The organism is Pedobacter sp. AK013 (assembly GCF_014205835.1).
Lineage (GTDB): Bacteria > Bacteroidota > Bacteroidia > Sphingobacteriales > Sphingobacteriaceae > Pedobacter.
The window spans coordinates 152,569-177,865 of record NZ_JACHCQ010000002.1 but is presented as its reverse complement, the minus strand read 5'-3'; the positions used below and the strand labels follow the sequence as shown (position 1 = coordinate 177,865).

Annotated in this window: 24 protein-coding genes, 1 tRNA gene and 1 riboswitch; of the genes, 15 read left to right on the top strand and 10 right to left on the bottom strand. The window is 37.5% G+C overall.

Annotated features, from left to right (window positions below):
- Positions 1-69: 69 nt before the first annotated feature.
- Both mqnE and HDC90_RS02060 read right to left on the bottom strand, forming a co-directional pair.
- Positions 70-1,263, bottom strand: coding sequence for an aminofutalosine synthase MqnE (mqnE, locus tag HDC90_RS02065; RefSeq protein WP_184463366.1), 1,194 nt, complete (start codon positions 1,261-1,263; stop codon positions 70-72).
- A 396-nt stretch (positions 1,264-1,659) separates the two neighbouring features.
- Positions 1,660-2,154 (bottom strand): hypothetical protein, encoded by a 495-nt coding sequence (locus HDC90_RS02060; RefSeq protein ID WP_255497446.1) that lies wholly within the window; start codon positions 2,152-2,154, stop codon positions 1,660-1,662.
- 123 nt (positions 2,155-2,277) lie between these two features.
- Here HDC90_RS02060 and HDC90_RS02055 point away from each other — a divergent pair, with 123 nt between their 5' ends.
- Entirely contained in the window at positions 2,278-3,393 is a 1,116-nt protein-coding gene (locus tag HDC90_RS02055; protein ID WP_184463364.1) for a PLP-dependent aspartate aminotransferase family protein, read from the top strand.
- Between the two features lie 122 nt (positions 3,394-3,515).
- Here the strand turns inward: HDC90_RS02055 and HDC90_RS02050 are convergent, their stop codons facing one another.
- Positions 3,516-4,529, bottom strand: a complete 1,014-nt coding sequence (locus HDC90_RS02050) for a hypothetical protein (RefSeq protein ID WP_184463362.1) — start codon at positions 4,527-4,529, stop codon at positions 3,516-3,518.
- 213 nt (positions 4,530-4,742) lie between these two features.
- Positions 4,743-4,853: riboswitch (SAM riboswitch) on the top strand.
- Between the two features lie 266 nt (positions 4,854-5,119).
- Here HDC90_RS02050 and HDC90_RS02045 point away from each other — a divergent pair.
- The 3 genes from HDC90_RS02045 to HDC90_RS02035 all read left to right on the top strand — a co-directional run bounded on the left by HDC90_RS02045 (position 5,120) and on the right by HDC90_RS02035 (position 8,967).
- Positions 5,120-6,451: an O-acetylhomoserine aminocarboxypropyltransferase/cysteine synthase family protein gene (locus HDC90_RS02045; protein ID WP_184463360.1), complete on the top strand. Its 1,332-nt coding sequence runs from the start codon at positions 5,120-5,122 to the stop codon at positions 6,449-6,451.
- A gap of 41 nt (positions 6,452-6,492) precedes the next feature.
- The gene (gene metX / locus HDC90_RS02040; protein ID WP_184463358.1) at positions 6,493-7,590 is read left to right on the top strand and encodes a homoserine O-acetyltransferase; all 1,098 of its coding nucleotides are present in this window, start codon (positions 6,493-6,495) and stop codon (positions 7,588-7,590) included.
- A gap of 132 nt (positions 7,591-7,722) precedes the next feature.
- On the top strand, positions 7,723-8,967 hold the full coding sequence (locus HDC90_RS02035) for a homoserine dehydrogenase (RefSeq protein ID WP_184463356.1): 1,245 nt from the start codon (positions 7,723-7,725) through the stop codon (positions 8,965-8,967).
- A gap of 78 nt (positions 8,968-9,045) precedes the next feature.
- On the opposite strand, the gene HDC90_RS02030 is transcribed toward HDC90_RS02035, so the two are convergent.
- Positions 9,046-9,495, bottom strand: coding sequence for a hypothetical protein (locus HDC90_RS02030; protein WP_184463354.1), 450 nt, complete (start codon positions 9,493-9,495; stop codon positions 9,046-9,048).
- Positions 9,496-9,524: 29 nt separating this feature from the next.
- On the bottom strand, positions 9,525-10,295 hold the full coding sequence (locus HDC90_RS02025) for a queuosine precursor transporter (protein WP_184463352.1): 771 nt from the start codon (positions 10,293-10,295) through the stop codon (positions 9,525-9,527).
- Positions 10,296-10,490: 195 nt separating this feature from the next.
- Here HDC90_RS02025 and HDC90_RS02020 point away from each other — a divergent pair, with 195 nt between their 5' ends.
- The gene (locus tag HDC90_RS02020) at positions 10,491-11,714 is read left to right on the top strand and encodes a multidrug effflux MFS transporter (RefSeq protein WP_184463350.1); all 1,224 of its coding nucleotides are present in this window, start codon (positions 10,491-10,493) and stop codon (positions 11,712-11,714) included.
- 68 nt (positions 11,715-11,782) lie between these two features.
- Here the strand turns inward: HDC90_RS02020 and HDC90_RS02015 are convergent, their stop codons facing one another.
- The gene (locus tag HDC90_RS02015; protein WP_221451774.1) at positions 11,783-12,472 is read right to left on the bottom strand and encodes a PepSY-associated TM helix domain-containing protein; all 690 of its coding nucleotides are present in this window, start codon (positions 12,470-12,472) and stop codon (positions 11,783-11,785) included.
- A complete protein-coding gene (locus HDC90_RS02010) occupies positions 12,438-13,970 on the bottom strand; it encodes a DUF2271 domain-containing protein (protein ID WP_184463347.1) in 1,533 nt (510 codons plus the stop codon). Before HDC90_RS02010 ends, HDC90_RS02015 begins: the two co-directional genes overlap by 35 nt.
- Positions 13,971-14,239: 269 nt before the next feature.
- Between HDC90_RS02010 and HDC90_RS02005 the strand changes: the two genes are divergently transcribed.
- The 5 genes from HDC90_RS02005 to HDC90_RS01985 all read left to right on the top strand — a co-directional run bounded on the left by HDC90_RS02005 (position 14,240) and on the right by HDC90_RS01985 (position 19,096).
- A complete protein-coding gene (locus tag HDC90_RS02005; protein ID WP_184463345.1) occupies positions 14,240-15,385 on the top strand; it encodes a methionine aminotransferase in 1,146 nt (381 codons plus the stop codon).
- 20 nt (positions 15,386-15,405) lie between these two features.
- Entirely contained in the window at positions 15,406-16,215 is an 810-nt protein-coding gene (locus HDC90_RS02000; RefSeq protein WP_184463343.1) for an amidohydrolase, read from the top strand.
- A 139-nt stretch (positions 16,216-16,354) separates the two neighbouring features.
- The gene (locus HDC90_RS01995; RefSeq protein WP_184463341.1) at positions 16,355-17,389 is read left to right on the top strand and encodes a N(4)-(beta-N-acetylglucosaminyl)-L-asparaginase; all 1,035 of its coding nucleotides are present in this window, start codon (positions 16,355-16,357) and stop codon (positions 17,387-17,389) included.
- Positions 17,390-17,430: 41 nt separating this feature from the next.
- Positions 17,431-18,309: a YegJ family protein gene (locus HDC90_RS01990; protein WP_184463339.1), complete on the top strand. Its 879-nt coding sequence runs from the start codon at positions 17,431-17,433 to the stop codon at positions 18,307-18,309.
- 25 nt (positions 18,310-18,334) lie between these two features.
- Complete coding sequence (locus tag HDC90_RS01985) at positions 18,335-19,096, top strand: copper homeostasis protein CutC (RefSeq protein ID WP_184463337.1); 762 nt, start codon at positions 18,335-18,337, stop codon at positions 19,094-19,096.
- 322 nt (positions 19,097-19,418) lie between these two features.
- On the opposite strand, the gene HDC90_RS01980 is transcribed toward HDC90_RS01985, so the two are convergent.
- The 3 genes from HDC90_RS01980 to HDC90_RS01970 all read right to left on the bottom strand — a co-directional run bounded on the left by HDC90_RS01980 (position 19,419) and on the right by HDC90_RS01970 (position 21,612).
- Positions 19,419-19,811 (bottom strand): DUF983 domain-containing protein, encoded by a 393-nt coding sequence (locus tag HDC90_RS01980; protein WP_184463335.1) that lies wholly within the window; start codon positions 19,809-19,811, stop codon positions 19,419-19,421.
- A 105-nt stretch (positions 19,812-19,916) separates the two neighbouring features.
- Complete coding sequence (locus tag HDC90_RS01975; RefSeq protein WP_184463333.1) at positions 19,917-20,498, bottom strand: Crp/Fnr family transcriptional regulator; 582 nt, start codon at positions 20,496-20,498, stop codon at positions 19,917-19,919.
- A gap of 127 nt (positions 20,499-20,625) precedes the next feature.
- On the bottom strand, positions 20,626-21,612 hold the full coding sequence (locus HDC90_RS01970) for a D-alanine--D-alanine ligase (RefSeq protein WP_184463331.1): 987 nt from the start codon (positions 21,610-21,612) through the stop codon (positions 20,626-20,628).
- Between the two features lie 201 nt (positions 21,613-21,813).
- Here HDC90_RS01970 and HDC90_RS01965 point away from each other — a divergent pair, with 201 nt between their 5' ends.
- The 5 genes from HDC90_RS01965 (at position 21,814) to HDC90_RS01945 (ending at position 25,244) form a co-directional block, all read left to right on the top strand.
- Positions 21,814-22,584, top strand: a complete 771-nt coding sequence (locus tag HDC90_RS01965; protein ID WP_184463330.1) for a PASTA domain-containing protein — start codon at positions 21,814-21,816, stop codon at positions 22,582-22,584.
- A gap of 18 nt (positions 22,585-22,602) precedes the next feature.
- Positions 22,603-23,658, top strand: coding sequence for an endolytic transglycosylase MltG (gene mltG / locus HDC90_RS01960; RefSeq protein ID WP_184463327.1), 1,056 nt, complete (start codon positions 22,603-22,605; stop codon positions 23,656-23,658).
- Positions 23,658-24,062 (top strand): thioesterase family protein, encoded by a 405-nt coding sequence (locus HDC90_RS01955; RefSeq protein ID WP_184463325.1) that lies wholly within the window; start codon positions 23,658-23,660, stop codon positions 24,060-24,062. The genes mltG and HDC90_RS01955 overlap by 1 nt, the downstream gene beginning before the upstream one ends.
- Positions 24,063-24,074: 12 nt before the next feature.
- On the top strand, positions 24,075-25,064 hold the full coding sequence (locus tag HDC90_RS01950) for a YihY/virulence factor BrkB family protein (protein ID WP_184463323.1): 990 nt from the start codon (positions 24,075-24,077) through the stop codon (positions 25,062-25,064).
- Positions 25,065-25,159: 95 nt separating this feature from the next.
- Positions 25,160-25,244 (top strand) — tRNA-Ser (locus tag HDC90_RS01945).
- Positions 25,245-25,297: the final 53 nt, after the last annotated feature.

Below are 25,297 nucleotides of genomic sequence, written 5' to 3'. Positions count from 1 at the left end.
TGAGTGAATGCAAATCTAACATCCATTATCATAAGCACTCGCTCATTCTATCATTTCGTCATTCAATTATTAATTCACTACTGGTAGCTTATAATATTGAGGTTTCTTTTCCTCTTCGAAAACAACATTTTCGAAATCTGTAACCACGTTATATAACGTATCGCGTTCTATTGCTTTTCTGCCCACTTGTTTGATCAGGTTAACCAACTCTTTTGTGCTCATTGCTGGTGTTTGCTCTTCGGCACCGGCCATGGAGTAAATTTTAGTGGTGTCATCTAAAGTTCCATCAATATCATCAACACCATAATTTAACGATAGCTGAGCTGTTTCACGACTGATCATTGCCCAATAGGCTTTAATATGATCGAAGTTATCCATGTAAATACGGGCAATGGCATAATTTCTTAAATCTTCAATTACTGATGATTCAGGCACATTGCTCATCTGGTTATGCTGATTTCTGAATTTTAAAGGAATAAAGGTTTGGAAACCACCTGTGCGGTCTTGCAGTTCGCGGAGCTTTTCCATGTGATCTACCCGGTGCCAATATTTTTCAATATGACCGTAAAGCATAGTGGCATTACTACGCATACCCAATTTATGCCACTCTTCATGTATATCTAACCATTGCTGACCAGTGCATTTATCTTTTGCAATCTGCTCTCTGATTTCAGGATGAAAAATTTCTGCACCACCACCCGGTATCGATTCTAATCCAGCTTCTTTCATTAAGCGCATACCTGTTGCGTAATCAATTTTAGCTTTTTTGAAAATATAGTGGTACTCTACAGGTGTTAATGCCTTTACATGAAGATCTGGACGGTGTTGTTTAATGGCTGTAAACAACGCTGAATAAAATGCCACATCGTATTGTGGAAGTACGCCCCCCACAATATGCACTTCAGTTACAGGTTCGTTATCGTATTTTTTAACAATATCAAGCATTTGCTCCATTGTTAAGGCCCAGCCTTCTTCTTTTTGTTTGATTAAACGGGAGTACGAACAGAATTTGCAGTCGTAAACACAAAGATTGGTTGGTTCTAAATGGAAATTCCGGTTGAAATAAGTTTTATCTCCGTGTTTCTGTTCGCGGATAAAATTGGCCAGCACACCAAGATAACCCAGTTCTGCATGTTCGTACAGGTAAACACCTTCATCAAAGGTAATCCGTTCTCTGTGAAGGACTTTGTGTGCTATGTTTTGTAATTCAGTTGATAAGTTGGTATCAGCTAATATTTTTTCAACTTGCTCAGTTGTATTCATTCCTGATTTATTTTGAACAAAAATACAATAATGAGCCGATTTGAAAATCATTTTCTTGTAACAAACCTCGATTTTTGGATGTCAATTGTAATAATTAACCACAGATGAACACGGATAAACACAGATATTGATTGAGTATCGTATTAAAAACTCACTTAAGCATAATAATACCAGCCACGGAAACATGGAAGGCACAGAAAAAACACCTTTATGTTGCTAAAACAAAATAATTTATCCCTGAATGATCTGTGGCTAAAACAAATAACTGCTTTAGGCTGTGCATAGAAAGTAAATGCTAAACCCGTGTAAATCTGTGTTTCCGTGGCAAATATGTCCAATAACAAAAAAAGCACCTCTTTTCAGAAGTGCTTTGGGATATGTTTTTCAATGTAAATATTATCTTGCTGCAGGTACAAAAGTTAATGTGATGTTTGCAGTTCTGCCTCCAAATTCGATTGGCGATTTCAAGATCATTTGTGTACTGGAAAGGTCAGTTAATATCAAACGATAACCTTCTGTTACGTTTTTCGCTTTATCGCCTTCAAAGATTTTTTTGAATTGGAAAGTTTGGTCTTTAGGTGCAGCCGACCAGAAAATAGTCTGCATTACAGAACCACAAGCGCTTGATGCCGGTAAAGTATAAGAACCATTGCTGCTGTTGGTTAAGTGCCATGTACTTCCCTGGAAACATTTGTAAGATTTTTCGCCAAATAAGCCTTGCACAGCACCATCAGGTAAACCTTCTAAAGCTACATTACTTACTACCCAGTCGCGAACAACTGTACCTCTGCTACCTGTTACACCTGCAGTTACTCTTTTTGCCGTGTTACAACTTTGTAACATTACTAAAGTAGAACATGCTATTGCGATAGCTATAAATAATCTTTTCATTTTTGTTTAATTTAAATTTCGTCAAACTTGTTACATAAATCTTGCCAAAACCATTACGAACCTTAAATTAGCGCCAAATTATTAAATTGCATCCTCATATCAATCCGATCAATATCAATTATCATGAAACCCGAAACCCTTGCTATTCACGCTTCTAATCTTGTAAAAAGCACTACTGGCGATGTTACCCCGCCTATTAATCTATCAACAACTTTTTTTCGCGATGAGGACGGCGGTTATCCTGGAGGGCATATGTATAGCAGGGTAAGCAATCCAAACCGGTCTGCTTTAGAAAACACTGTGGCCAAATTAGAATATGGCGAAGATGCAGCTGCTTTTTCTTCCGGCAACACCTGTGGTATGGTTTTATTTCAGGCCTTGAAACCTGGCAGCCACATTATTGCACCTGATGATATGTATTGGGGTATTAAAAAACAGCTTCTTACTATTTTTAACGATAGTTTGGAGTTTGATTTTATCGACCAGACGGATTTAAATCTAATACAATCGAGCATTAAGCCCAATACCAAATTAATTTGGATTGAAACGCCATCAAACCCCTTGTTAAAGGTAACGGATATTGAGGAAATAGCTAAAATAGCTAAAGCCAAAAACATCACATTAGCTTGCGACAGCACCTTTGCTTCTCCTATTTTACAAAATCCGATTTTATTAGGCGCTGATATTGTAATGCATAGCAGCACTAAATACCTTGGTGGCCATAGCGATGTGCTAGGCGGAATTTTAGTAACTGCGAAAAAAGATGAGCTGTGGGAAAAAATCAAAAATATCCAGCAAACAGGTGGAGCGGTTCCTTCGCCATTCGATTGTTTTCTGTTAACCAGAAGTATTAAAACCCTGGCCTACCGTATGAAAGGCCATTGTGAAAATGGAAAAATCATAGCCGACTATTTAAGCAGACACCAGAGTGTTGAAGCCGTTTTTTATCCAGGGTTGGAAAATCATCCACAGCACAACATTGCAAAAAAACAGATGAAAGATTTTGGCGGAATGATGTCATTTCTGGTTAAAGGAGATGTTGAAGCTGCACGTAAAGTGGTAAATAAAGTTCAGTTATTTGCTCAGGCCACTAGTTTAGGTGGTGTAGAGAGTCTGATTGAGCATCGTTATTCGGTAGAAGGCCCTGATAGTAAAACACCTAAAAATTTACTTCGTATTTCTGTTGGATTGGAGCACGTAGAAGATATTATCGCCGATTTGGCGCAGGCGTTGAGTTAAAAAATCGTCATTGCGAGAAGGCTTTTTCAGCCGACGAAGCAGTCTTACAACGATCGTTACTAGCGTGCGCTTTAAGATTGCTTCGTCGTTCCTCATTGCAATGACGAATATTATTTTTAAACCTATTTAGGATTACAAACTGTAGTCAGTTTCAACGCGTAATTTGCTTCTAAAGGTTCATTAGTCTGCGCTAAACGTTGCGATCCTGTATTGGCTGGACAGGCAATATCTCCTGCTGCATCATAAACGAGCCTAGCTCCATTTGCCAATAATTCTTTTGGCACATATACCTGTACTTTGGTAATGGAATAACCTGATGGAAAATAACGCACATAGTAGCCATCAGGGTGTTTGGTCCAGATACCGCTTGGCACATCGCTTCTTGGAGGAGCCATGCCTGCTATAATAGCATACTTTTCCAAGTCGGCATAAGTATAATTTCCAGAAGCTACCAGTTGGCGAATATTGTTTTCTGCTTCAAAAACGGCCTTTACGCCTGCAGGTAATTGGTCTTTGGCTTTTTCCATTACATCAAAAGGTAAAACACCTAAAGCACCTCCCTCTAATTGTGTAAGTTGTTTTGGGGTTAATAATTTTACGGCAGTAAGTTTAACCTGTCCGTTAAAATCGGCAAATTTTGTTCTGGCAATAATGGTCCACAATAACGCTTGAATATCATGTTGTTCAACATCAGGATGTTTTTCTGCGCTTTTAAGTATAGAAACCACAATTTCTTCTTTTGGCCCTAAAACTGGGGCAAACATATATCCATCGCCTTTTGATGGTGCAAAAGTTCCGGCTTTTAGGCAGTAGCTTTTATTGGTCATTTCGTACAGGCCTTCACAGAGTACAAAGCCACCGTCAGGATTTTTAGGCAAAAGGTATAAGGGCTGAGCCTTTAATTTAAGTGTATTTGTAAAATCTGGTAGCTGCTCACCTTCTCTGTTTACATCCTCAAAGCTGGTAGTAATGGCCGCAGGTTGTTTTAAAAACTTGTCTACCCCTAAAGCTTTAGCACCCTGGGCTGTGCCAACTTTTAGTAATTTGTCTTTTAAACCACCAAATTGGGCGTTTGCATTGCTTAAACACATTGCAGTTAATAGCAGGCCTAAACCTAAAACTTTTATTTTTTTCATCATGATTAAATTTAGATAGGTAACACAAACTTAGAATTTTAAGCGTTAATTTTATATTAAAAGTTTTAGTTTGCCATACCGATATAAAAAAACATCACTCATTTTCAGCATGTTATATTAAATTCGAAATTTTATTTTGTCAATTAAAATTTAATTCAGACATTTGAAATATTATTTGGCAGAAAGCTAAATAAAAGTCAATCTTCACAGGTTGATTTATAAAGAAGTGGCGAGAGACTGGCTCGATGACCCACTGGCAACCCTCAGAAAGAGAAGGTGCCAATTCCTGACCGGATAACATGGTGTTATTTGGAGATATAAATTAGAACTGATGAAAACATTAAATCTTCAATCGCTGGGCGAACCCAAATCAAACCTTAATAAGCTAGAACGAGCTTCTATCTCTGTTATTTGTTGTGATATGCGCTCGATTGCCTGTATGTGCTGTTGCATACTGTAATTTAAAAATCTTCCTTTTTTGTTTCTTTCAAACTGGAAGGTCCCGAAAAATCGGGATACGCCTTGTCACATTTTACGATTGCCCAAAATCTTAATGCATTTACTCACTCAACAATTAAAAAACAGATACTATGTCAACATCATATAAATTTGAAACTTTACAATTACACGCTGGCCAGGAAATAGACCCAACAACAGGTTCAAGAGCTGTTCCCATTTACCAAACCACTTCTTATGGTTTTAAAAATGCTGAGCATGGCGCGAATTTATTTGCCTTAAAAGAATTTGGTAATATCTACACCAGGATCATGAATCCAACCCAGGATGTTTTCGAAAAACGTATTGCGGCTTTAGAAGGTGGTGTTGCGGCTTTAGCAGTCGCATCAGGTCAAGCAGCCCAATTTATAGCCTTAAATAATATTCTAGAAGCTGGCGACAGCATTGTTTCTTCATCTCACATTTATGGTGGAACTTACAACCAATTTAAAGTAGCTTTTAAACGTTTGGGTATACATGTCGATTTTGCAAATCCAGACGTACCTGAAGAATTTGAAGCTAAAATTACCGATAAAACCAAAGCCATTTATCTCGAAACCATCGGAAATCCGGCGTTTAGCATTCCCGATTTCGAAAAAATTGCTGCCATTGCAAAAAAATACGATCTACCTTTAATAGTCGACAATACTTTTGGTGCCGGAGGTTATTTATTTAAGCCCTTAGAACATGGCGCCAACATTGTTGTAGAATCTGCAACGAAATGGATTGGCGGTCACGGAACAAGCATTGGTGGGGTAATAGTTGATGGCGGAAACTACAATTGGGGCAATGGCAAATTTCCTCAATTCTCTGAGCCTTCTGAAGGTTATCATGGTTTGGTTTTTAGTGATGTTTTTGGTATCGGTGGGCCATTTGGCAACATTCAGTTTATCATCCGTGCCCGTGTAGAAGGATTAAGAGATCTTGGACCTGCCCTATCGCCTTTCAATTCTTTTCTTTTATTACAAGGATTAGAAACTTTATCACTCCGCGTTCAGCGTCATGTAGATAATGCATTAGAATTAGCAACCTGGTTAGAAAACCATCCATTGGTTAAGGAAGTGCAATATCCGGGATTAGCAAGCAGCAAATACAATAATCTTGCGAAGAAATATTTAAGTAATGGTTTTGGTGCAGTTTTATCTTTTGAGTTGGCCGGAAGCAAAGAAAACGCAACACAGGTAATTGATAACTTAAAACTGGTATCGCACCTGGCCAACGTGGGCGATGCGAAAACTTTGATTATCCAGCCGTCGGCAACTACACACCAACAATTAAGCGAAACAGAACAATTGGCAGCAGGTGTAAAACCAAATGCGTTAAGGGTATCAGTAGGTATTGAACATATTGATGATATTAAAGCAGATTTCGAACAGGCGTTTGCAAACATTAACGCTACAGTTCCAGTAGAGACTTTACAAGCCTAAACCCAAAATCCTTTAAGGCTTTTTAACAACAACATTACAAGATGCACAACAGTAAAAACGACAATGTAAAATCCTCTTCGGGGAATTTTGCGTCAACATATAGTTATAACAAACAGTTTAAATTAGAGAGCGGAAAGAAGATCCGCAACCTGCAAATTGCTTACCAAACTTATGGCAAATTAAACGCAAATAAAGATAATGTGATATGGGTTTGCCATGCACTTACTGCCAACGCTGATGTTTTTGAATGGTGGGAAGGTTTGTTCGGCCAAAATGCTTTATTCAATCCGGAAGAACATTATATCGTTTGTGCCAATGTTTTAGGTTCGCATTATGGCAGTACAAACCCATTAAGTATCAATCCGGTAACGGGCTTACCTTATTACCTTTCGTTTCCACAGTTTACCATCCGCGATTTAGTATCGGCTCACCAGTTATTAGCATCGTACTTAGGTATTGATTATATTAAATTATTAATCGGAGGTTCTTTGGGTGGGCAACAGGCTGTTGAGTGGAGTATTTCGGAACCGAGTAAAATTGAAAACCTGATCTTGATTGCAACTAATGCAGCACATTCTCCATGGGGAATTGCCTTTAACGAAAGTCAGCGTATGGCCATTACCACCGATAGAACTTTTTATGCCAACCAACCGAACGGGGGCAGCAAAGGTTTAAAAACAGCCCGTAGTATTGCGCTTTTAAGTTATAGAACCTACAGCGCCTATGGCAATACACAGGTAGAAAGTGTAAATGATAAGACTGACAATTTCAGGTCGTCTTCTTATCAGAATTATCAGGGAGAAAAACTGATCAATCGCTTTAATGCTTATAGTTATTATTATTTAACTAAAGCAATGGACAGCCATAATGTGGGCCGTAACCGCAAAAGTATTGCTGATGCGTTAAAGCTAATTACTGCCAATACATTGGTAATCGGAATAGAAAATGATGTATTGTTTCCACTTTCAGAACAAAAATTCCTGGCCGATCATATCCCTGGAGCAGAATTCAGTGCATTGCATTCAGATTATGGACATGATGGATTTTTAATCGAAACAGATGCTTTGACCAACATAATCGGAAACTTTATTAAGGAAAGCCGTAATAAAAAGATTATCAAGTTGCAGCATACCGCTTAGAGAGGCATAAAGTAAAGGGTGTAAAGGTTGAAGGTGAAAAACCGGATACCAGAATAAAATTTAAAACAAATCACAAAATAAGAACAGCTATATCGGTATAATCCGTTTATCTGTGCAATCAAGTTTAAAATAATGAGTAAGAATTTAAAAATCGGTTTATTTGGCTTCGGAGTTGTAGGGCAAGGTTTATTGGATATTATCCAAAGCCAGAACCTAAATCTGGAGATCATTAAAATCGCAATAAAAGACCCAAGAAAGAAGCGTACTCTTAATAAGGATCTGTTTACCACTGATCGGAACGAAATACTGAACAATACAGAGATCAATACGATTGTAGAATTAATTAATGATGCAGATGCCGCTTACGAAATTGTTACTACGGCATTAAAAAATGGTAAAAACGTAGTATCGGCCAATAAAAAAATGATCGCTACGCACTTGAAAGAGCTGGTAGATTTACAACAAGAGCATGGCACTTCTTTATTGTATGAAGGAGCTGTTTGTGGCAGTATTCCAATTATACGTAACTTAGAAGAATACTACGACAATGAATTATTCCATGCTTTAAGTGGAATTTTTAATGGCTCGTCTAATTATATTTTATCGAAAATATTTAACGAGAACCAAGGTTACGATTCGGCATTAAAAGAAGCACAGGATTTAGGTTTTGCAGAAACTGATCCGATTTTAGACGTGGGCGGTTACGATCCAAAATATAAACTAGCTATTGCTACCGCACATGCTTATGGCTTATTCGTAAATCCTAATGCCATTTTAAACATTGGTATACAGAATCTTTCTAACCACGACATTAAATATGCGCGAGAGAAAAACTTTAAAATTAAGTTGGTTCCTACTGCACGTAAGGTAAATACAAAAGATATTGTAACTTATGTACTGCCTAAACTGGTAGCTAAAGACGATTTTCTCTATAACGTAGAAAACGAGTATAATGCAGTTGCGGTTCAAGCGGCTTTTGCTGATAAGCAGTTTTTTTATGGTAAAGGTGCGGGTGGTCATCCTACTGGTGCCGCTGTACTTTCAGATATTGCCGCCTTGCGTTACGATTACCGTTATGAATACAAAAAATACCATTCAGAAAACGGTGTAAAACATACTGAAGATATTCTGTTAGAAATTTATCTGCGTTATGCCGATGAAGATCTGATTACCCTATTGGAATTTGATAACATCAGCGAGCGCTATGCTGCAAGCAGTTATAAATATGTGGTTGGTACTGTTAAGCTGGAAAGTTTAATTAAAAACCGCGACTTGCTTTTGGATGAATCTGTTTTTGTGGCTTACACAGGCAGACAGATATACAAACAAGAGCAATTGAGTGAAAATGTTTTTGCCGCAGAATTGGCAAGCCTATAATTTATTTTTAAGGTTAATTTTTTTATTTGTTTTGTTGTTAAGCACAAAGGCCGGAGCGAGTCCGGCCTTTTGCGTTAATTATTTTACCTTAATGTATTTTTCGATAATCACCCGGTCTACCCCTGCTTTTTCTACCTTCTCAATGCCTTTCTGAATCAAAGTATCTTTATGGATAGCGAGTTTAAACTTAAAACTTTTACCTTCCCAATCTTTGTTTTTATAGTATTCTAAATGCTCGGTGTAATCATCTTTATCCAACATATAACTTCCTCCACCAGCATCAAAACTGCTGGTATCTTTAGGATTAAGGCTATGTTTTAAGAATGCAAAATGTGTATGATTAAACATCTTGATCATTTTTAGCTCGCCAGAATAATCGGTTGTCTGGCTGGCTCCATTTTCTATGGTTGTAGCTGATAATAACTGCCATGTACCCTGAATATCAAGATCTGGATCCTTTTTGTTTTCATCTTTATTCGCACAAGAAAATAACGAAAGTACTGCCAATAGCATTAGGATGTTTCTCATAAATCGGATTATTTTGGTTGTTTAAATATTTATCCCCTACCAGCCATTTTAATTAGCTTATGAGCGAGATCTTTTCCTAAATAACCATCAATTATGGCATGTACGATATATAAGATCGGCGTCATTAATATGGCCACAATAAATTTATATGTATACCCTACCAAGCCGATTGCAAAAACCTGCTGCCAACTATAATGATATTGAGGATTTATATAAAATGCGATAAAAATCACCACAAAACTGTCGATAAACTGAGAGATCAAAGTAGAACCCGTTGCACGCAACCAAAGTGCCCGCTCTCCTGTTATTTTTTTTATTCTGTGGAATATCATTACATCAACCATCTGTCCGATTATAAAGGCGGTAATTGATCCTACAATGATCCACATCCCCTGCCCGAATATTCCTGCAAATGCATTATTCATATTGAGGTCTTCTCCGTTTATATTTTGATGTACCCAGAAATCGGCAGCCGTTAAACGCATAGATCCCCAAGCTACAAAAAAGGCAAATGAAATTAATATGGCAGTAAGAATGGATAGGAACCGGACCTGTTTAACCCCAAAATATTCATTTATAATATCCGTCATAATGAAAATGATTGGCCAGGTTAATACCCCTGCCGACATCACAAAGGATAGATGCGGAACACCTAGTAAATTTATATCAAACTTCTTAAAACCTATCGTTTCTTCAACACTGAACAATTTAACTCCAATAAACTCAGATAGTATAGCATTTGCCACAAAAAAGCTACCCAGTACGAGTAGTAAACGGCTTTCTTTTGTCTTAAAAGTCATAGACTATAAATCTATAAATAAATAGCAGATTTAGCATAGCGATCACCATATTTTTAACATATATCATACAAAGAATACACAAGTGCCCCTATGACTTAGCAATAAAAAAATGATTTTTACAATCGTTCGACCATAAAAATAGGTTAACAACTTAAATCTCCCAATCTTTGCCCTATCAAAATCTGGTAATCTTTCATGGCTAAAAAACATTTCTATCTCATACTCATTTTAGGTTCATTAGCTGCTCTTGGCCCTTTCTCTATCGACATGTACCTGCCTGGTTTTGTTGATATCGCAAAAGATTTAAAAAGTAATGAATCTACTGTAGCTCTTTCACTTTCGAGCTTTTTCATCGGGATTTCTGCTGGTCAGTTATTATATGCCCCCCTATTGGATAAATTTGGAAGAAAGAAACCGTTATATTTTGGTTTGGCACTTTATATCCTTTCCTCATTTTTGTGTTTGGCCGTAACGGATGTTAACCAGCTGATTGTTTTACGTTTTGTACAAGCCATTGGAAGCTGTGCCACAGCAGTAGCCTCGGTTGCAATGGTACGAGATCTGTTTTCTGTAGAAGAAAGCCCGAAAGTATTTGCTTCCTTAATGCTGGTAATTGCTGTTTCGCCTATGCTCGCCCCCACTGCAGGTGGTTATTTAATATCGGCATTAGGTTGGAAATATGTTTTTGTATTTTTAGGATTGATGGCTATTTTAATGCTCCTGGCTTCAATTTTCAAATTACCGGAAAGTTACAAACCAGATCCGAATTACTCTTTAAAACCTAAACCGATTGTAACCAATTTCTTTACCGTTTTAAAAGAACCTCAATTTTACACTTATGCCTTAATCAGCTCAATTACCTTTTCAGGTTTATTTGCTTATGTATCTTCATCGCCTACGGTATTTATGAAAATATACGAAGTAAGCAAAACTGGGTATGGCTGGATTTTCGCGCTTTTATCGGTATCTTTTATTGGTTCAAGTCAGGTAAATAGTCTGATATTAAAATGGTTTACCAGCAAAAATATTGTAACCTATGCGCTTATTGCGCAATGTATTTTCAGTTTAATATTTTTGATTTTTGCTTTAAATAACTGGTTAAATTTATATTCTACAATAGGTTTTATTGCACTGTTTCTGGCTTGTTTAGGCTTAATTAATCCTAATGCTGCTGCCTTATCGCTCGCACCATTTTCTAAAAATGCCGGTAGTGCATCAGCCTTAATGGGTGCCTTGCAAATGGGGTTAGGTGCTTTGGCTTCGGTGATGGTGAGCTTATTTAGCGAACACTCGGTTGTACCTATGCCTTTGGTAATGACGGTTGCTACGTTTATTGCTTTATGTTGTTTGTTAATCGGCAGAAGATTTATCACAACCGAAGTGGAGGCATCGTCTGATGCTGCAGTTGCAGCGCATTAATATTTTATCACAAAGACACTAAGTACTAAATTGATAATCTCAATGCCCTTAGTGCCTTTGTGGTTAACTTACGGTACAAATAACTTATAAATCAAATAGCAAACAATTGTACCCACAGCTGCAATGATAAAGCCGCTTAATCGTTTCTTTTTAATAAAACAGATTAAGATAATTCCGGAGATAGATACCAACGTCATTAATATCGCAGAAATATCAATAATCCACGACCAAACCTTACCAGAATCTCTGCCCTTATGTAAATCATTAATCACGGCTACCGCGCCAAACCGGGTTATGGTTAATTCATATTTGCCGGTTTCACGGTCTATAAAAGAATCGGCCAGGTAACCAGGTCCATTAAAGGTTAAACTTAGTTCCCTGTCATCTATCCTAAAATCGCTCAGTGCGCCTTTAACCTCATGTTTATTCCTAAAAAACTCAACAATTTGCAATTTGTTGATCTTGTTGGTATCAGGCTGGTTTACCCATTTTAAGTTTACTGATCCAGAATCTTTCTTAACCACTTCCTTGCCTGAAGTAAACCAATCTGCATGATTTAAGGTTAAACCTGATACTGCAAAGAATAGCAGGATTGTAAAACTGACCATCGATAGATAAATGTGCAGCCAACGTGATAAACCAGCTAAACGCTTTTTACCCTTACCTTTTCCGCTATCTTTTTTTACCTGCTTTTTTCCGAGGCCGCTAGGTGCTACCGTTATTTTATTTTTTTGCGGTTGCAATTTTTCTGTAGTCAAGAGATGCTGATGTTAGTTCTGTATTTGGTGTTAATTCTATTTTTTGTGCCGAGCCTGCAAATTTCATTTCTTTTGCAATCACCTGGTAAGTTCCATGTTCGCGGGCAACTTCAATAAAAACGGTGTAAACACCTGCTTTTACCAATTTCCCACTATCGTCTTTTCCATCCCATGATAAGCTATATCTACCTGGACCACGTGTTGCAGAACTCGTTGAGCTTAGTTTACCTTCAGCTCCTTTTTTAAACTCATCGCCATTGGCACGGTTCCACGATTTTAAATCTGGCAACCAGCGTGGTTTGTTATACCAAATAGCCAGATTACGTACAGGGGCTTTGGCGGCATCTTCGATCCATACGGCCACAAACGGACGACGGACACGTTTACCATCTGTAGATTCTATATTGGCAATTTCTAGATTTACCACCAACTCATATTTAGTATTCCAAAGTTTATCACCTTTGCTTGCTTTTTCTAAACCAATAGCTGGCTTATTTAAAGCAAACTCGTAATTAGCCCATTCCTTACTTCTAATTTCTTTGCCATCTTTAGTGATTAACAAGTATGCAATGTCATTTCTAGTCTTTGTCAATGCCTCGATTTCGGCAATAGAAAGTACATTAAAAGAAGTAGCTAAAGCACCTGTTTCACTGGCATCAGGACCAATAACTGTTGCACTAATTATTTCTGAAGCAGGCTTTCCGGTACGTGGATCAACAATGTGCGAATACCATTTTCCATTTACACTAAAACCTCTGCGGTAATTACCACTGGTTGCCACGGCCATATTAGATACTTTGATTGTTGTTAGTGCAACATCGTTTTCAGCATCAGCTTTAGGGTTTGCTATTTCGATAACTTCTGGCTGATTTCCTTTAATTACCATATCACCACCAATATTCACGACCACGTTTTCAATACCGGCACTTTGAACAGCTTTCTCTGCAGCTTTATTAATGATATAACTTTTTGCAAAAGAATTTAATGCTAATGGCGTATCATCTAAACGGGTAACTGTCCCATCCTGTTCATTCAGTATATAATGTTTTTGTTTAACCAATGTAACTGCATGCTCTAATGCTGCAGTTGATGGTAAATGATCTTCAGCAGCTGCTTTTTTCCAAACATCGCCTATTACTTTAGCTGAGGCATCAAGCGCGCCATTAGTTAATGTTTTATAATTTTCAAACTGCTTTAAAACCTCAAATAATTCTGATGAAATTTTGGTAGTTTGTTTACCATTGCTCATCCATTTATTAAACTCGCTGTTAGCTTTATAAGCACTTAAAATATCATCAAGCCTATCCATTTCATTTAATGCACGCGCTTCTGCTAAATCTGCGTCGGCCTGGCTGCTGGTTTTAAATTTTAATTCTAATGATGTACCCAATACATTTTCGTAATTGGAAACAAACGTTCTTAAAGTTTTTTTTGGGCTAACAAATGCTGATGCACTTATTACCAGTAAAAAAGCTGCACTTAAGTGTTTAAACTTCATATTTAATGGATAATTGAGATTTTAAATGCAAAGAAAAGGCTTTATCTGGAATAATTTTAAATAAGACGAAATATATTTGAAATAATACAACATTCGTGAACCTAAAATCAGCTCATGCTTCTCCATTTAATGTGGTTATTGACGTTGGTTTAACCTCAGGGTTTAAATGATCCTGAAAAGTTTTTGATTGCAATCGTCCGATCAGGTAACGGGGGCTTTTGGTATAGGTTTTACGCTTTAAGCTTTTTTTTCCTATTTTCGCTTATAAGATGCTTAATATACAATCTAAACTACCTGGCGTAAGTACCACCATTTTTTCGGTGATGAGTAAACTTGCAGCAGAACACAATGCTATTAATCTTTCTCAGGGATTTCCTGACTATGCCTGCGATCCAAAACTAGTTCAATTGGTAAATAAAGCCATGCAAGATGGTTTTAATCAATATGCACCAATGCCTGGTTCTACTTTTTTAAAAGAAACCATTGCAGAGAAAGTAGAAAAACTATATAACATAAAGTATAATCCTGAAACAGAAATTACGGTTACAGCAGGTGGAACGCAAGCCATTTTTACAGCATTGGCCGCCATTATCAATGCAGGCGATGAAGTGATTATTTTCGAACCAGCTTACGATAGTTACGCACCTACAATTAAACTTTTAGGTGGCTTGGTTAAAACCTACGAACTTGCCCCGCCTATTTACGCCATTGATTGGGATATGGTTAAGAAGTTATTTACGGTAAAAACCAGAATGATCATCTTAAATACACCACAGAACCCAACGGGTAGTATTTTATCATCAGACGACATGAAATCGCTTATTAAACTCGTCGCCGGTACAGATATTTTAATCTTGAGCGATGAAGTTTATGAACATTTAATTTACGATGAACAAAAGCACCAAAGTGTAATGCTCTATCCAGAATTAAAACAAAGAAGTTTCATTGTAGCCTCATTCGGTAAACTTTTGCATGCTACGGGCTGGAAACTAGGCTACTGTTTGGCACCAGAGAAATTAACCAAAGAATTTAGAAAGGTACACCAATTTAATGTTTTCAGCGTTAATAGTCCCATGCAGCAAGCTATTGCCGATTATATTAAAGAACCCAGAAACTATACTGAAATAGGCAGTTTCTTTCAACAGAAAAGAGATTATTTTAGAAGTCTCCTGACCGAAAGCCGTTTTAAGCTTTTGCCCTGTAATGGTTCGTATTTTCAATGTGTAAGCTATAGCAGCATTAGCGATGAAAAAGACACCGATTTTAGCATGCGGTTAATCAGGGAATTTGGAGTAGCCGCCATTCCGGTTTCGGCATTTTATCAAAAAGCAACTGATCATAAAATTATCAGATTCTGCTTTGCAAAAGAAAACGCTACACTTGCCTTAGCGGCCGAGAAATTAAAAAAAGTTTAACCAGACTAAACCTATAAACAATGGAAGCACCTGTTTACACTCAAATAGAAAATCTGAAAGTAACCGTTTTTCAGGCTTATCTTTTTTGGGAAAACATTGAGAAAAACCTTTTGAATCTGGCACTTAGATTATCAATGGGTGTAAGGGAAAAGACTGACATTATTATTTTACCCGAAATGTTTAACACAGGTTTTAGTATGAGTTCTGAAGCCTTAGCCGAAGAAATGGGTGGAAAAACGATGCAATGGATGCAAAAAATGGCGCATCAGTACAATTGCGTAGTTACAGGAAGTATCATTATAAAAGAAAACAATCAATATTTTAACCGTTTGATCTGGATGGAACCAGATGGTAAAAACCAGCATTACGATAAACGCCATCTGTTTGGCATGGGCGACGAAGATCAACATTTTAGCCCTGGTAAAGAAAAACTTATTGTAGAACTTAAAGGATGGAAAATCAGATTAGCCATTTGTTACGATTTACGCTTTCCGGTTTGGTTGCGCAATGTAGATCAGGAATATGATATCTTACTCCTGGTTGCCAACTGGCCAGATAAACGATCGGCGCATTGGAAGGCATTAATCCCAGCCAGGGCAATTGAAAACCAGAGTTATGTAATTGCTGTAAACCGTGTTGGACATGATGGAAATCAGATTTACCACAGTGGATTATCCATGTGTTTAGATCCTTACGGTAATACCGTTTATTATAAACCAGAAGACGAAGATTTATATACCTTTAGTATCAATTACGAAGAACTGGTTAAAGTAAGAAGGCAATTTCCGTTTTTAAAGGATGCAGACAGATTTACGATTGAGAATAAATAATCAATCACAATTTTTCAGACAATAGTAAAACGATTAATGATTCAGAAATTACCAATGCTCAAACCAGAATGATCAAACAGGATCGGTCAATTTAACAATTAAGCAATTTCAACAATTAACCAGTAACCAAACAACTCTAATGTTTAACCGCCGTAAATTTATAAAAGCATCCGCCCTATCTGCCGGACTGCTTGCCATCGATAAAAGTAGCATAGCTGAAGTGCTTCCTAAAAAAGATTCAAAAGCAGCAAATTTTCCGATTGTTATTTCTACCTGGGATTTTGGGATTGCAGCAAATGCTGATGCATGGAAGGTTTTATCAACCGGTGGACGTGCCTTAGATGCTGTTGAACAGGGCGTTTGGGTACCAGAAGCTGATGAGCACAACCAATCTGTCGGGTATGGCGGTTTGCCAGATCGTGATGGCCACGTTACGCTCGATGCCTGCATTATGGACGAACTTGGTAATTGTGGCGCCGTTTTAGCGCTTGAACATATTAAACACCCTATCTCCGTAGCGCGCAAAGTGATGGAAAAAACTCCGCATGTAATGTTAGCTGGCGATGGTGCTCTGCAGTTTGCTTTGGAACAAGGTTTTAAGAAAGAAAACTTACTTACTCCTGCCAGCGAAAAAGCCTGGAAAGAATGGTTGAAAACGGCGAAATATGCGCCTGTAATGAATATCGAAAATAAGCTCTACCAGAAAGCTGCACCACAAAAACTTCCTGGAAACCAATACAATCACGATACGATTGGTATGCTCGCAATTGATGCTAAAGGAAATATTTCAGGTGCTTGTACAACCAGCGGTATGGCCTATAAATTGCATGGCCGTATTGGTGATAGCCCGATTATAGGGGCCGGCCTTTATGTAGACAATGAAGTTGGTGGAGCAACTTCAACAGGTGTAGGTGAAGAAGTGGTAAGAAATGTTGGCTCTTTTTTGGTAGTAGAATTAATGCGCCAGGGTTATACACCTGAAGCTGCCTGCAAAGAAGCGGTAATGCGTATTATTAAAAAGAAACCTGAAACTGCCAAAAACATACAGGTAGGATTTTTAGCCATCAACAAAAAAGGGGAATATGGCGCTTATGCCATTCAGCAAGGTTTTAGTTACGCTGTTTGCAATGCAGAAAAACAAGATCTTTTGATCAAAGGTAAAAGCTATTATTAATGGGTTGAATTTCCCTAATGATAAACAAAATGAACCTGTAAATGGGATTATTGTCTAAGATTTTCGGAAAGAAAAATGTTGCCGAACGCGAGGGGGAACCTGATATGGTTTATGTGCCCAGCGAAGACGAACGCATGAACTGGGCAATCGAAAAAGCCAATTTAACCCTCTGGTATTTCGAAGAAAGTATAAAAAAACCACAACCTTATCAGAACTATTTTTCTGTTAAAGTACTTATTACAGATGGTGATGAGGGCGAGCATATTTGGTTAACAGACCCACATTTTGACGATGAAGGAAACTTATTTGGCACTCTTGGTAACGAACCGATAAACATTCGCTCCGTAAAATTTAATCAGAAAATTGGCATAAAACGCGATTTAATCACAGACTGGATGATTATTGAAAACGGTAGGTTAATTGGCGGTTATACCATACGGGCCATTAGGGATGGCATTAATGAAAAAGAGAAAGCAGCATTTGATAACAGTGTGGGTTTGTATATTGATGAAGGAGTTGACCATTTTAAGGCCGATCTCGAAACACCAGAAGGTGCTATCCTCTCTATAGAAAAAGCATACAATAATAAAGATATTGATGCAGCAATAGCCTGTAAGGATTTTTTTGAAGAGGCTAAATCTTTACTTTCAGTAATGAAAATGGAGATTGATCAGGATATTATCAACGAAACTGCCGAAGTACTTAAATTATCTTTCATCAATAATATAGAGGAAAATGGCTTCCCCGATTTTTCTACTGTTCAAAATGCTTTTCCGGAACGTAAAAAAGTTGATGAAACCCATTGGGTAATTACCGAAGTATGCTGGTATCCAGACGGCGGAAAATCTGTGCAGTTACTTAACACCTACAAATCTTCGAAAGGATGGGTGGTTTTAGGGCCAGCAGGACGGCAGGAATAATATAAATAACTAAATCTAATATATAATGAGTGAAGTGGCAATTGGTTGCTTAGAGGTATGTGCTAATTCTTACCAATCGGCATTGGCCGCGCAAAATGGTGGCGCGAAAAGGGTGGAGTTTTGTGATAACCTGGCAGAAGGTGGTACTACGCCAAGTTACGCTCAAATTGCCTTGGCTAAAAAAAATCTATCTATAGAAGTTTGGCCGATTATCCGTCCGCGTGGAGGAGATTTCTTATACTCTGAAGTTGAATTTGAATTAATGAAAGAAGATATAAAAATCTGCAGATCATTAAATTGTGATGGAGTAGTTATAGGGATACTTAAAGCAGATGGCACCATCGATAAAGAAAGGTGTACTGAACTTATTGAGCTAGCCAAGCCCATGGAGGTAGCTTTCCATAGGGCATTCGATATGAGTAACGATATGGATCAGGCGCTGGAAGATTTAATCGCACTTAAAATAAAAAGAGTGCTTACATCAGGAGGTGCTTCTTCTGCAATTCTAGGGGCAGAAAAACTATCACAGCTCGTAAAAAAGGCCGCTGGCCGGATTACCATCATGCCAGGCGCAGGTATAAATGAAAACAACATCAAAAACCTTATTGATCAAACTGGTGCCACACAATTCCATGCCTCTGCCAAGGAATTTGTGCTAAGTAAAATGGAATTCAGAAATACGAAAACTAAAATGGGCAGTATTGAAGATGAATATCGGTACGAACTCACATCTGAAATAAAAGTGAAAGCATTGGTTGATTGTATAAATAAAGGGGTTAAAATATAGATTATCATCCTGAGGCATCATTTATTGCATAAAAACCGATATGAATGACGGGTGATTTTAACGAATTGATAGGCCTCGAAGAATCGTCATTGCGAGAAGGCTTTTTCGGCCGGCGAAGCAATCTTTACAAGAGGGGGCTCCTAAAAGTAACGATTGCTTCGCCCTTCCTCCTCTCAATACCGATTCTTATATTGAGTCTGTCCATGATAGCCTGTCGAAGGATTGGGTTAAATAACCCCATAGTGTGTTTCGACAAGCTCAATATGACACAGAACTTGAAGAGAAATTAGTTTTATGATTCGTCTATTTTATCTATAATTTACTAATCCCCGCTGCCTGGAACATAATGCAATCCTGGAGTAAGGTAATGGAGCAAAATAACTCTAGAATAGCGGTAATTAATTGGCGACAATAATAAAACCCCTGATAAGATTAAAGTTACATAGTACCACAGGTTTTCATAAATTAAAGGTAAACCCAAAACATAAGATGCTACTCCAATAGTTATAATTTCTGCAACATTCATGGCGTAACTCACAAACATCGCTACATAGAAAAAACCAGGTTCACGCTCAAATTTTAAGTTGCAATGTGGGCAGCTAACATTTGTTTTTTGCAGTTTGAAAGAATAAGCACTTCCTGTAAAAATATCACCTTTGCGGCAGCGTGGACATTTACACTGTACAAAAGCCTGGAATTTAGATAACTCAGCCATAATCTTCTAATTTAATAGCACAAAGGTAAACTTAAAATTAAAAACTAATTTATGATCTACATCATGTTAAAAAACTAGTTTATTCGCTAATACTTTCTAATAATCCTAAACCTTAATTATTTTCCCCTTAATAGTTCTAATCAGGCCTTTTTCTGCTAGTGTTTTGGTTCCACGGATAACTGTTTCTACCCTTAAACCAGTCATATCAGCTAATTCTTGTCGCGTTACCTTTAAATTTTCACCTACGGCAACATCATTAAGGAGGTAATTGATAATCGTTAACAACCGATGATCAGCCTTTTCGCTTGCAAGTTCTTCCAGCATCATCGATTTATAAAATAAGCGGTTACTTAAAGTACGGATCAGATCCATACTAAAATCGGGCTCATTTTTTATCAGTTCAAAGAAATCTTCTTTATTTACAGCAATAATCTGCGAATCTTTATTGGCAATGGTAAAAGCTAAATAAGGCCTGTTGATTAATAAAGCAGGTTCGCCAAAATACTGTCCCGTTTTAAAAACGCCTTGAATAAACTCCTTTCCTTCATCGCTCACGGTAACCATTCTTATCTCGCCTGATTTGATAAAATACACATACCTGGGCTGCATACCTGGTTCATAAATAACCGAATCTTTTGGATAGCTTTTGAGTTTTAAACCTTTATCAATCAGTTTTTGGATGTTCATTGTTGTTTATACTAGTTTAATCTGCTCAAACTGTCGTCATTCCTGCGCAGGCGGGAATCTTAAAGCCTATTGTATTACGGATTCCCAATCAAGTTGGGAATGGTGCTAACGACAAAATTTATGTTGGCTATCCCAGCGTTTCTTTCATTAAGCGGGTATAAAACTCTTTCAATGTAATACCCATTGCTGCTACCTGTTGTGGAATAAAACTGGTTGCCGTTTGTCCGGGAATGGTATTGATTTCGATAAAATAAAACTTACCGGTTCCTTCTTCAAGAAAGTAATCAATGCGTACCACTCCCCTGCAATTTAGTTTCTTATATACATCTTTTACCACTTGTTGCACACGGCTCACCTCTTCAGCATTCATTCTACCGGGCGTAATCTCTTCCGTTGCCCCGGGTGTATACTTCGCTTCAAAATCGAAAAACTCATTTTGCGGAATTACTTCTGTTGCAGGTAAAACAATAATTTTACCTTCGGCGCCAAAAACACCGATCGAAAACTCCCTACCGCTTACAAATTCTTCGATTAAAATCTGAGTATCTTCCTTAAATGCCTTTTCAATGGCTTCTTCCAGATCATCAGCATGTTTTACCTTACTCATGCCAATGCTACTGCCCCCACTATTTGGTTTAACAAAATAAGGTAATCTTAAATCTTGTTTAATTTGGTTTAAACTATGGTTTCCGCCTTTAAATATCTGAACAGATTTTGCGGTGTACAGGTTATCAATACCTTCAACCACAGCCTTAGTATAGCCCTTATTCATCGTAATTGATGAAGTTAATGCATCGCAGGCGGTATATGGAATGCCTAACATGTCAAAATAACCCTGTAATTTTCCATCCTCACCGGGCGAGCCATGTATGGCAATAAAAACGCCATCAAACTTAATTTTTCTGCCTTCAAGCATTAAGGAAAAATCGTTTTTATCAATTTCAATTTTAACAGAATCAGCAGGTTCATAAAACCAGCCTTTTTCGTTCAGCATAATCTTATATACATCGTATAAATCCGGGTCGATATTTTGGGCAATAGTGGCCGCACTTTTTACTGAAACAACCCATTCGCCTGTGGTACCGCCTGTTAACAATGCTATCGTTTTCTTCATGTTAAAAATCCTTTTATAAATAGAAATTGAATATAAATATATCCTCAAAAATATAAATATCTTTGTGCTTTAGTAATATCGAAGGAGAGAATTTATCGAATGGTTTTATTGAATTATTGAACAAGGAAAAGTATTCAATAATTTAATCAACCATTAAAATAGTTACATTTGAGCTTGTACGCATAACCCAAATTAAGATTCATGTCTAAATTTATAGATTATTTAAAAACCAAATCGTTTAGAAACAACATTTTAGCGGCAATAGTAACTGTTGTTGTGCTTCTACTGGTCGCTTTTTTTAGTTTAAGATATTACACCAAACACGGGCAAGGCCTAAATGTACCCATGGTAAAAGGCTTACCATTTGAGCAGGCAGTAAAGAAACTCGAGGATGCCGGACTAAAATATGAAGTAGATTCTGTTTTTATAATGGATCAACCTGCCGGAATTGTAATTGACCAGGATCCTGATCCCAATACCTTTGTAAAAGATAACCGTACCATTTACTTAACCATTAATGCAGGTAAAACACCAAATACAAAATTCCCTGATATCGCGTTTAAGACCTTAAGAGAAGCGCAGGCTATTATAGAGAGTTCGAGATTAAAACTTGGAGATACGACCTATAAACCTGATGTAAGCCGTGATGTGGTTTTAGAAGCATCTTTTGGCGGTCAGCCGATAGCTGCCGGTCAGATTGTACCTGTTGGCTCAAGAATTAACCTGGTTTTAGGCGATGGGCGTGGAAACGAAGAAGTAGATATTCCGCAGTTAATGGGTTTAACCATGGATGAAGCTAAATTTAGCCTAAGGGGTTCAAACCTGAGTTTAGGTAATATCACTTACGACGGCCCTATTACCGATAGTGCTGCCGCTGTTATTATCAAACAAGACCCAATGCTGGTTGATTCGTTAACCAAAGTGGCTATTGGCACCAAGATTAACATTACCTTATCTAACAAACAACAATAAACAAGTATCATATTACAGATGACTGAAGTAGAAAAAAAGAACATGAGTACAGGCAAAAAAGCAGCAATAGTTATTGCCCTTGTGGTTATTTTAATTGCTGGTTACTTTGCGTTAAATATTTACAGGCTTTACTTTGCCCCTAACGTTACCGAAAATCAAAAATATTTATATATCAAAACCGGAAGCAACTACGATGATTTGATTGCAGAAATTAAAAAGAAAGATCTGGTAAAAAGCATCTCTTCTTTTACTGCTGCTGCCGGAAAAATGAATTTAACTACAAGTGTAAAACCGGGACGTTACCGTTTGAAAAAGGGAATGACCAACCGTACGCTGATTAACCTGATCAAAGCTGGAAACCAGGATCCGGTTAAATTGAAATTCCATAACATCCGCAAGAAAGAAAATTTTGCCGCATATCTGGCCAGTAATCTGGAAGCCGATTCGTTAAGCTTTATCAAGGTGTTAGATTCTACAGCGCTGATTAGCAAATATGGTTTTAACCAGGATAATGTGTATGCCATGTTTATCCCGAATACTTACGAAATGTACTGGAATATTTCTCCTGTTGATTTCTTTGAGCGTATGCACAAGGAGTACGATAAATTCTGGACAGCAGATCGTAAACAAAAAGCAGCAAGTTTAAACCTTACGCCAGCACAAGTATACACTTTGGCTTCTATTGTTGATGCAGAGGCACTTTATGATAAAGAAATGCCCATTATAGCTGGCTTATACTTAAACCGCTTAAATAAAGGCATATTGTTGCAGGCCGATCCAACAGTAATTTTTGCAAACAACGATTTTACAGTTAAAAGGGTGACAGGGAAATTACTGCAGGTACAATCGCTTTATAACACTTATAAATATGCAGGTTTGCCTCCCGGACCGATTATGATGCCGAGTATTAATGCCATTGATGCCGTACTCAACCGCGATAACAATAATTATATTTATATGTGTGCCAAAGAAGATTTTTCTGGCTATCATAACTTCGCCGAAACCAAAGCAGAACACGAAATCAATGCGAAGAAATACCGCGAAGCTTTAAATAAAAGAAATATATTTAAATAATGTATAGCCACAGTACAAAAATCAGGGTTCGGTATGGCGAAACCGATCAAATGGGCTATATGTATTATGGCAATTATGCGCAGTATTACGAAGTTGGCCGGGTAGAAATGTTGCGCAGTTTGGGTATGAGCTATAGCTCGATGGAAGCTGACGGGATTATGATGCCTGTTTTAGAATTAAAGTGCAAATACATTAAACCTGCCCTTTACGATCAGGAAATTACCGTAAAAACGATCATCAAAACATTACCAGGCGTCAGGATCTTCTTTGAGTATGAGCTATACAATGAAAAAGAAGAACTCATAAACATTGGGGCAACCACACTGGTTTTTGTTGACATGAAGAAAAATAAACCAACAAATCCACCCGAAAACTTTATGGAGAAACTATCGGTGTTTTTTTAATTAACAAATACAATGGAATGGTTACATAGGCAATTATTACATCTTAAACTCTACTCTAGATTTATAGAATGGACGAAGGGATGCGTTTTGCCTGGTTTTAGCCCACTCCCCTTATATACAGTTGCCACATTTTTCTTTCGCGAAATTGGAAAAGATGCTTTGGTAAACAAGTCATCATCTTTAGCATATAGTTTCATGCTAGCCATTTTTCCGGGGATTATCTTCTTGTTTACTTTAATCCCTTTTATACCGATTAAGGGTTTCCAGGATCAGCTTTTAAATTTAATTCAACTGGTACTGCCACACAATGCTTTTGATGCCTTTGAAACCACATTGAAAGACATCATCAAAAACCAAAACAGGGGTTTATTGTCTTTCGGTTTTTTATCAGCACTGTTTTTTGCTACCAATGGGGTTAAAAACCTAATGAAGGCTTTTAATAAATCATCGTTGATTATCGAAACCAGGGGCTGGATAAAACAGCGTTTAATTGCACTTGTACTAACCGTTATTATCTGCTTTTCGATCATCATATGCATCAGTGCAATGGCTTTGGGCGAGGTTCTGCTGAACAAAATCAACGACGAACTGCACTTAAAAGATAGTTTTTTGATTTATACCATCAAATTTACGCGCTGGGCATTACTGGCCATCTTATATTTCATTACCATTTCAATTCTATATCGCTACGGGCCATCGCATACCAAAAAATGGCGCTTGTTCAGTGCGGGCTCATGGTTGGCTACCATACTTGCCTTTCTTACCATCTGGGGTTTTTCTTTCTACATTAACCATTTTGCTTCCTATAATAAAGTGTATGGTTCTATCGGAACATTAATCGTCGTGATGATCTGGCTTTACCTCAATTCTTTGATTTTATTGATCGGTTTTGAACTCAATGCGAGCGTTGATGTAAGCAAAAGAAGTGTAAAGATTATCCGTCCTACCTTTAATTTGTTCAAAAAATCAGAACCAATTGAAGAAAATATACAAAAGAAATAATTTTTTCTCCCTCTGTGTTAAGTAATTATCAAGTTTATATAAAAAAAAAGCATTCATAGTTTGCAGATTTAACCGGAGTTCGTACTTTTGCCTCCGGAAAGCTGGCAGAGTGGTCGAATGCGGCAGTCTTGAAAACTGTTGACTGTAACAGGTCCGGGGGTTCGAATCCCTCGCTTTCCGCATCAAAAAAAGGAAGAATTAAGCTTAATTCTTCCTTTTTTTGTATCTATAAA

What these genes read in the sequence shown, in the direction of transcription:
- HDC90_RS01955 (WP_184463325.1), top strand. Translation starts at nt 23,658, where the DNA reads ATGTATAGCCACAGTACAAAAATCAGGGTTCGGTATGGCGAAACCGAT.
- HDC90_RS01950 (WP_184463323.1), top strand. Translation starts at nt 24,075, where the DNA reads ATGGAATGGTTACATAGGCAATTATTACATCTTAAACTCTACTCTAGA.
- HDC90_RS02005 (WP_184463345.1), top strand. Translation starts at nt 14,240, where the DNA reads ATGCTTAATATACAATCTAAACTACCTGGCGTAAGTACCACCATTTTT.
- HDC90_RS02055 (WP_184463364.1), top strand. Translation starts at nt 2,278, where the DNA reads ATGAAACCCGAAACCCTTGCTATTCACGCTTCTAATCTTGTAAAAAGC.
- HDC90_RS01970 (WP_184463331.1), bottom strand. Translation starts at nt 21,612, where the DNA reads ATGAAGAAAACGATAGCATTGTTAACAGGCGGTACCACAGGCGAATGG.
- mqnE (WP_184463366.1), bottom strand. Translation starts at nt 1,263, where the DNA reads ATGAATACAACTGAGCAAGTTGAAAAAATATTAGCTGATACCAACTTA.
- HDC90_RS02025 (WP_184463352.1), bottom strand. Translation starts at nt 10,295, where the DNA reads ATGACTTTTAAGACAAAAGAAAGCCGTTTACTACTCGTACTGGGTAGC.
- HDC90_RS02045 (WP_184463360.1), top strand. Translation starts at nt 5,120, where the DNA reads ATGTCAACATCATATAAATTTGAAACTTTACAATTACACGCTGGCCAG.
- HDC90_RS01985 (WP_184463337.1), top strand. Translation starts at nt 18,335, where the DNA reads ATGAGTGAAGTGGCAATTGGTTGCTTAGAGGTATGTGCTAATTCTTAC.
- HDC90_RS01980 (WP_184463335.1), bottom strand. Translation starts at nt 19,811, where the DNA reads ATGGCTGAGTTATCTAAATTCCAGGCTTTTGTACAGTGTAAATGTCCA.
- HDC90_RS01995 (WP_184463341.1), top strand. Translation starts at nt 16,355, where the DNA reads ATGTTTAACCGCCGTAAATTTATAAAAGCATCCGCCCTATCTGCCGGA.
- HDC90_RS01975 (WP_184463333.1), bottom strand. Translation starts at nt 20,498, where the DNA reads ATGAACATCCAAAAACTGATTGATAAAGGTTTAAAACTCAAAAGCTAT.
- HDC90_RS01965 (WP_184463330.1), top strand. Translation starts at nt 21,814, where the DNA reads ATGTCTAAATTTATAGATTATTTAAAAACCAAATCGTTTAGAAACAAC.
- HDC90_RS02020 (WP_184463350.1), top strand. Translation starts at nt 10,491, where the DNA reads ATGGCTAAAAAACATTTCTATCTCATACTCATTTTAGGTTCATTAGCT.
- metX (WP_184463358.1), top strand. Translation starts at nt 6,493, where the DNA reads ATGCACAACAGTAAAAACGACAATGTAAAATCCTCTTCGGGGAATTTT.
- mltG (WP_184463327.1), top strand. Translation starts at nt 22,603, where the DNA reads ATGACTGAAGTAGAAAAAAAGAACATGAGTACAGGCAAAAAAGCAGCA.
- HDC90_RS02000 (WP_184463343.1), top strand. Translation starts at nt 15,406, where the DNA reads ATGGAAGCACCTGTTTACACTCAAATAGAAAATCTGAAAGTAACCGTT.
- HDC90_RS01990 (WP_184463339.1), top strand. Translation starts at nt 17,431, where the DNA reads ATGGGATTATTGTCTAAGATTTTCGGAAAGAAAAATGTTGCCGAACGC.
- HDC90_RS02030 (WP_184463354.1), bottom strand. Translation starts at nt 9,495, where the DNA reads ATGAGAAACATCCTAATGCTATTGGCAGTACTTTCGTTATTTTCTTGT.
- HDC90_RS02010 (WP_184463347.1), bottom strand. Translation starts at nt 13,970, where the DNA reads ATGAAGTTTAAACACTTAAGTGCAGCTTTTTTACTGGTAATAAGTGCA.
- HDC90_RS02035 (WP_184463356.1), top strand. Translation starts at nt 7,723, where the DNA reads ATGAGTAAGAATTTAAAAATCGGTTTATTTGGCTTCGGAGTTGTAGGG.
- HDC90_RS02050 (WP_184463362.1), bottom strand. Translation starts at nt 4,529, where the DNA reads ATGAAAAAAATAAAAGTTTTAGGTTTAGGCCTGCTATTAACTGCAATG.
- HDC90_RS02060 (WP_255497446.1), bottom strand. Translation starts at nt 2,154, where the DNA reads ATGAAAAGATTATTTATAGCTATCGCAATAGCATGTTCTACTTTAGTA.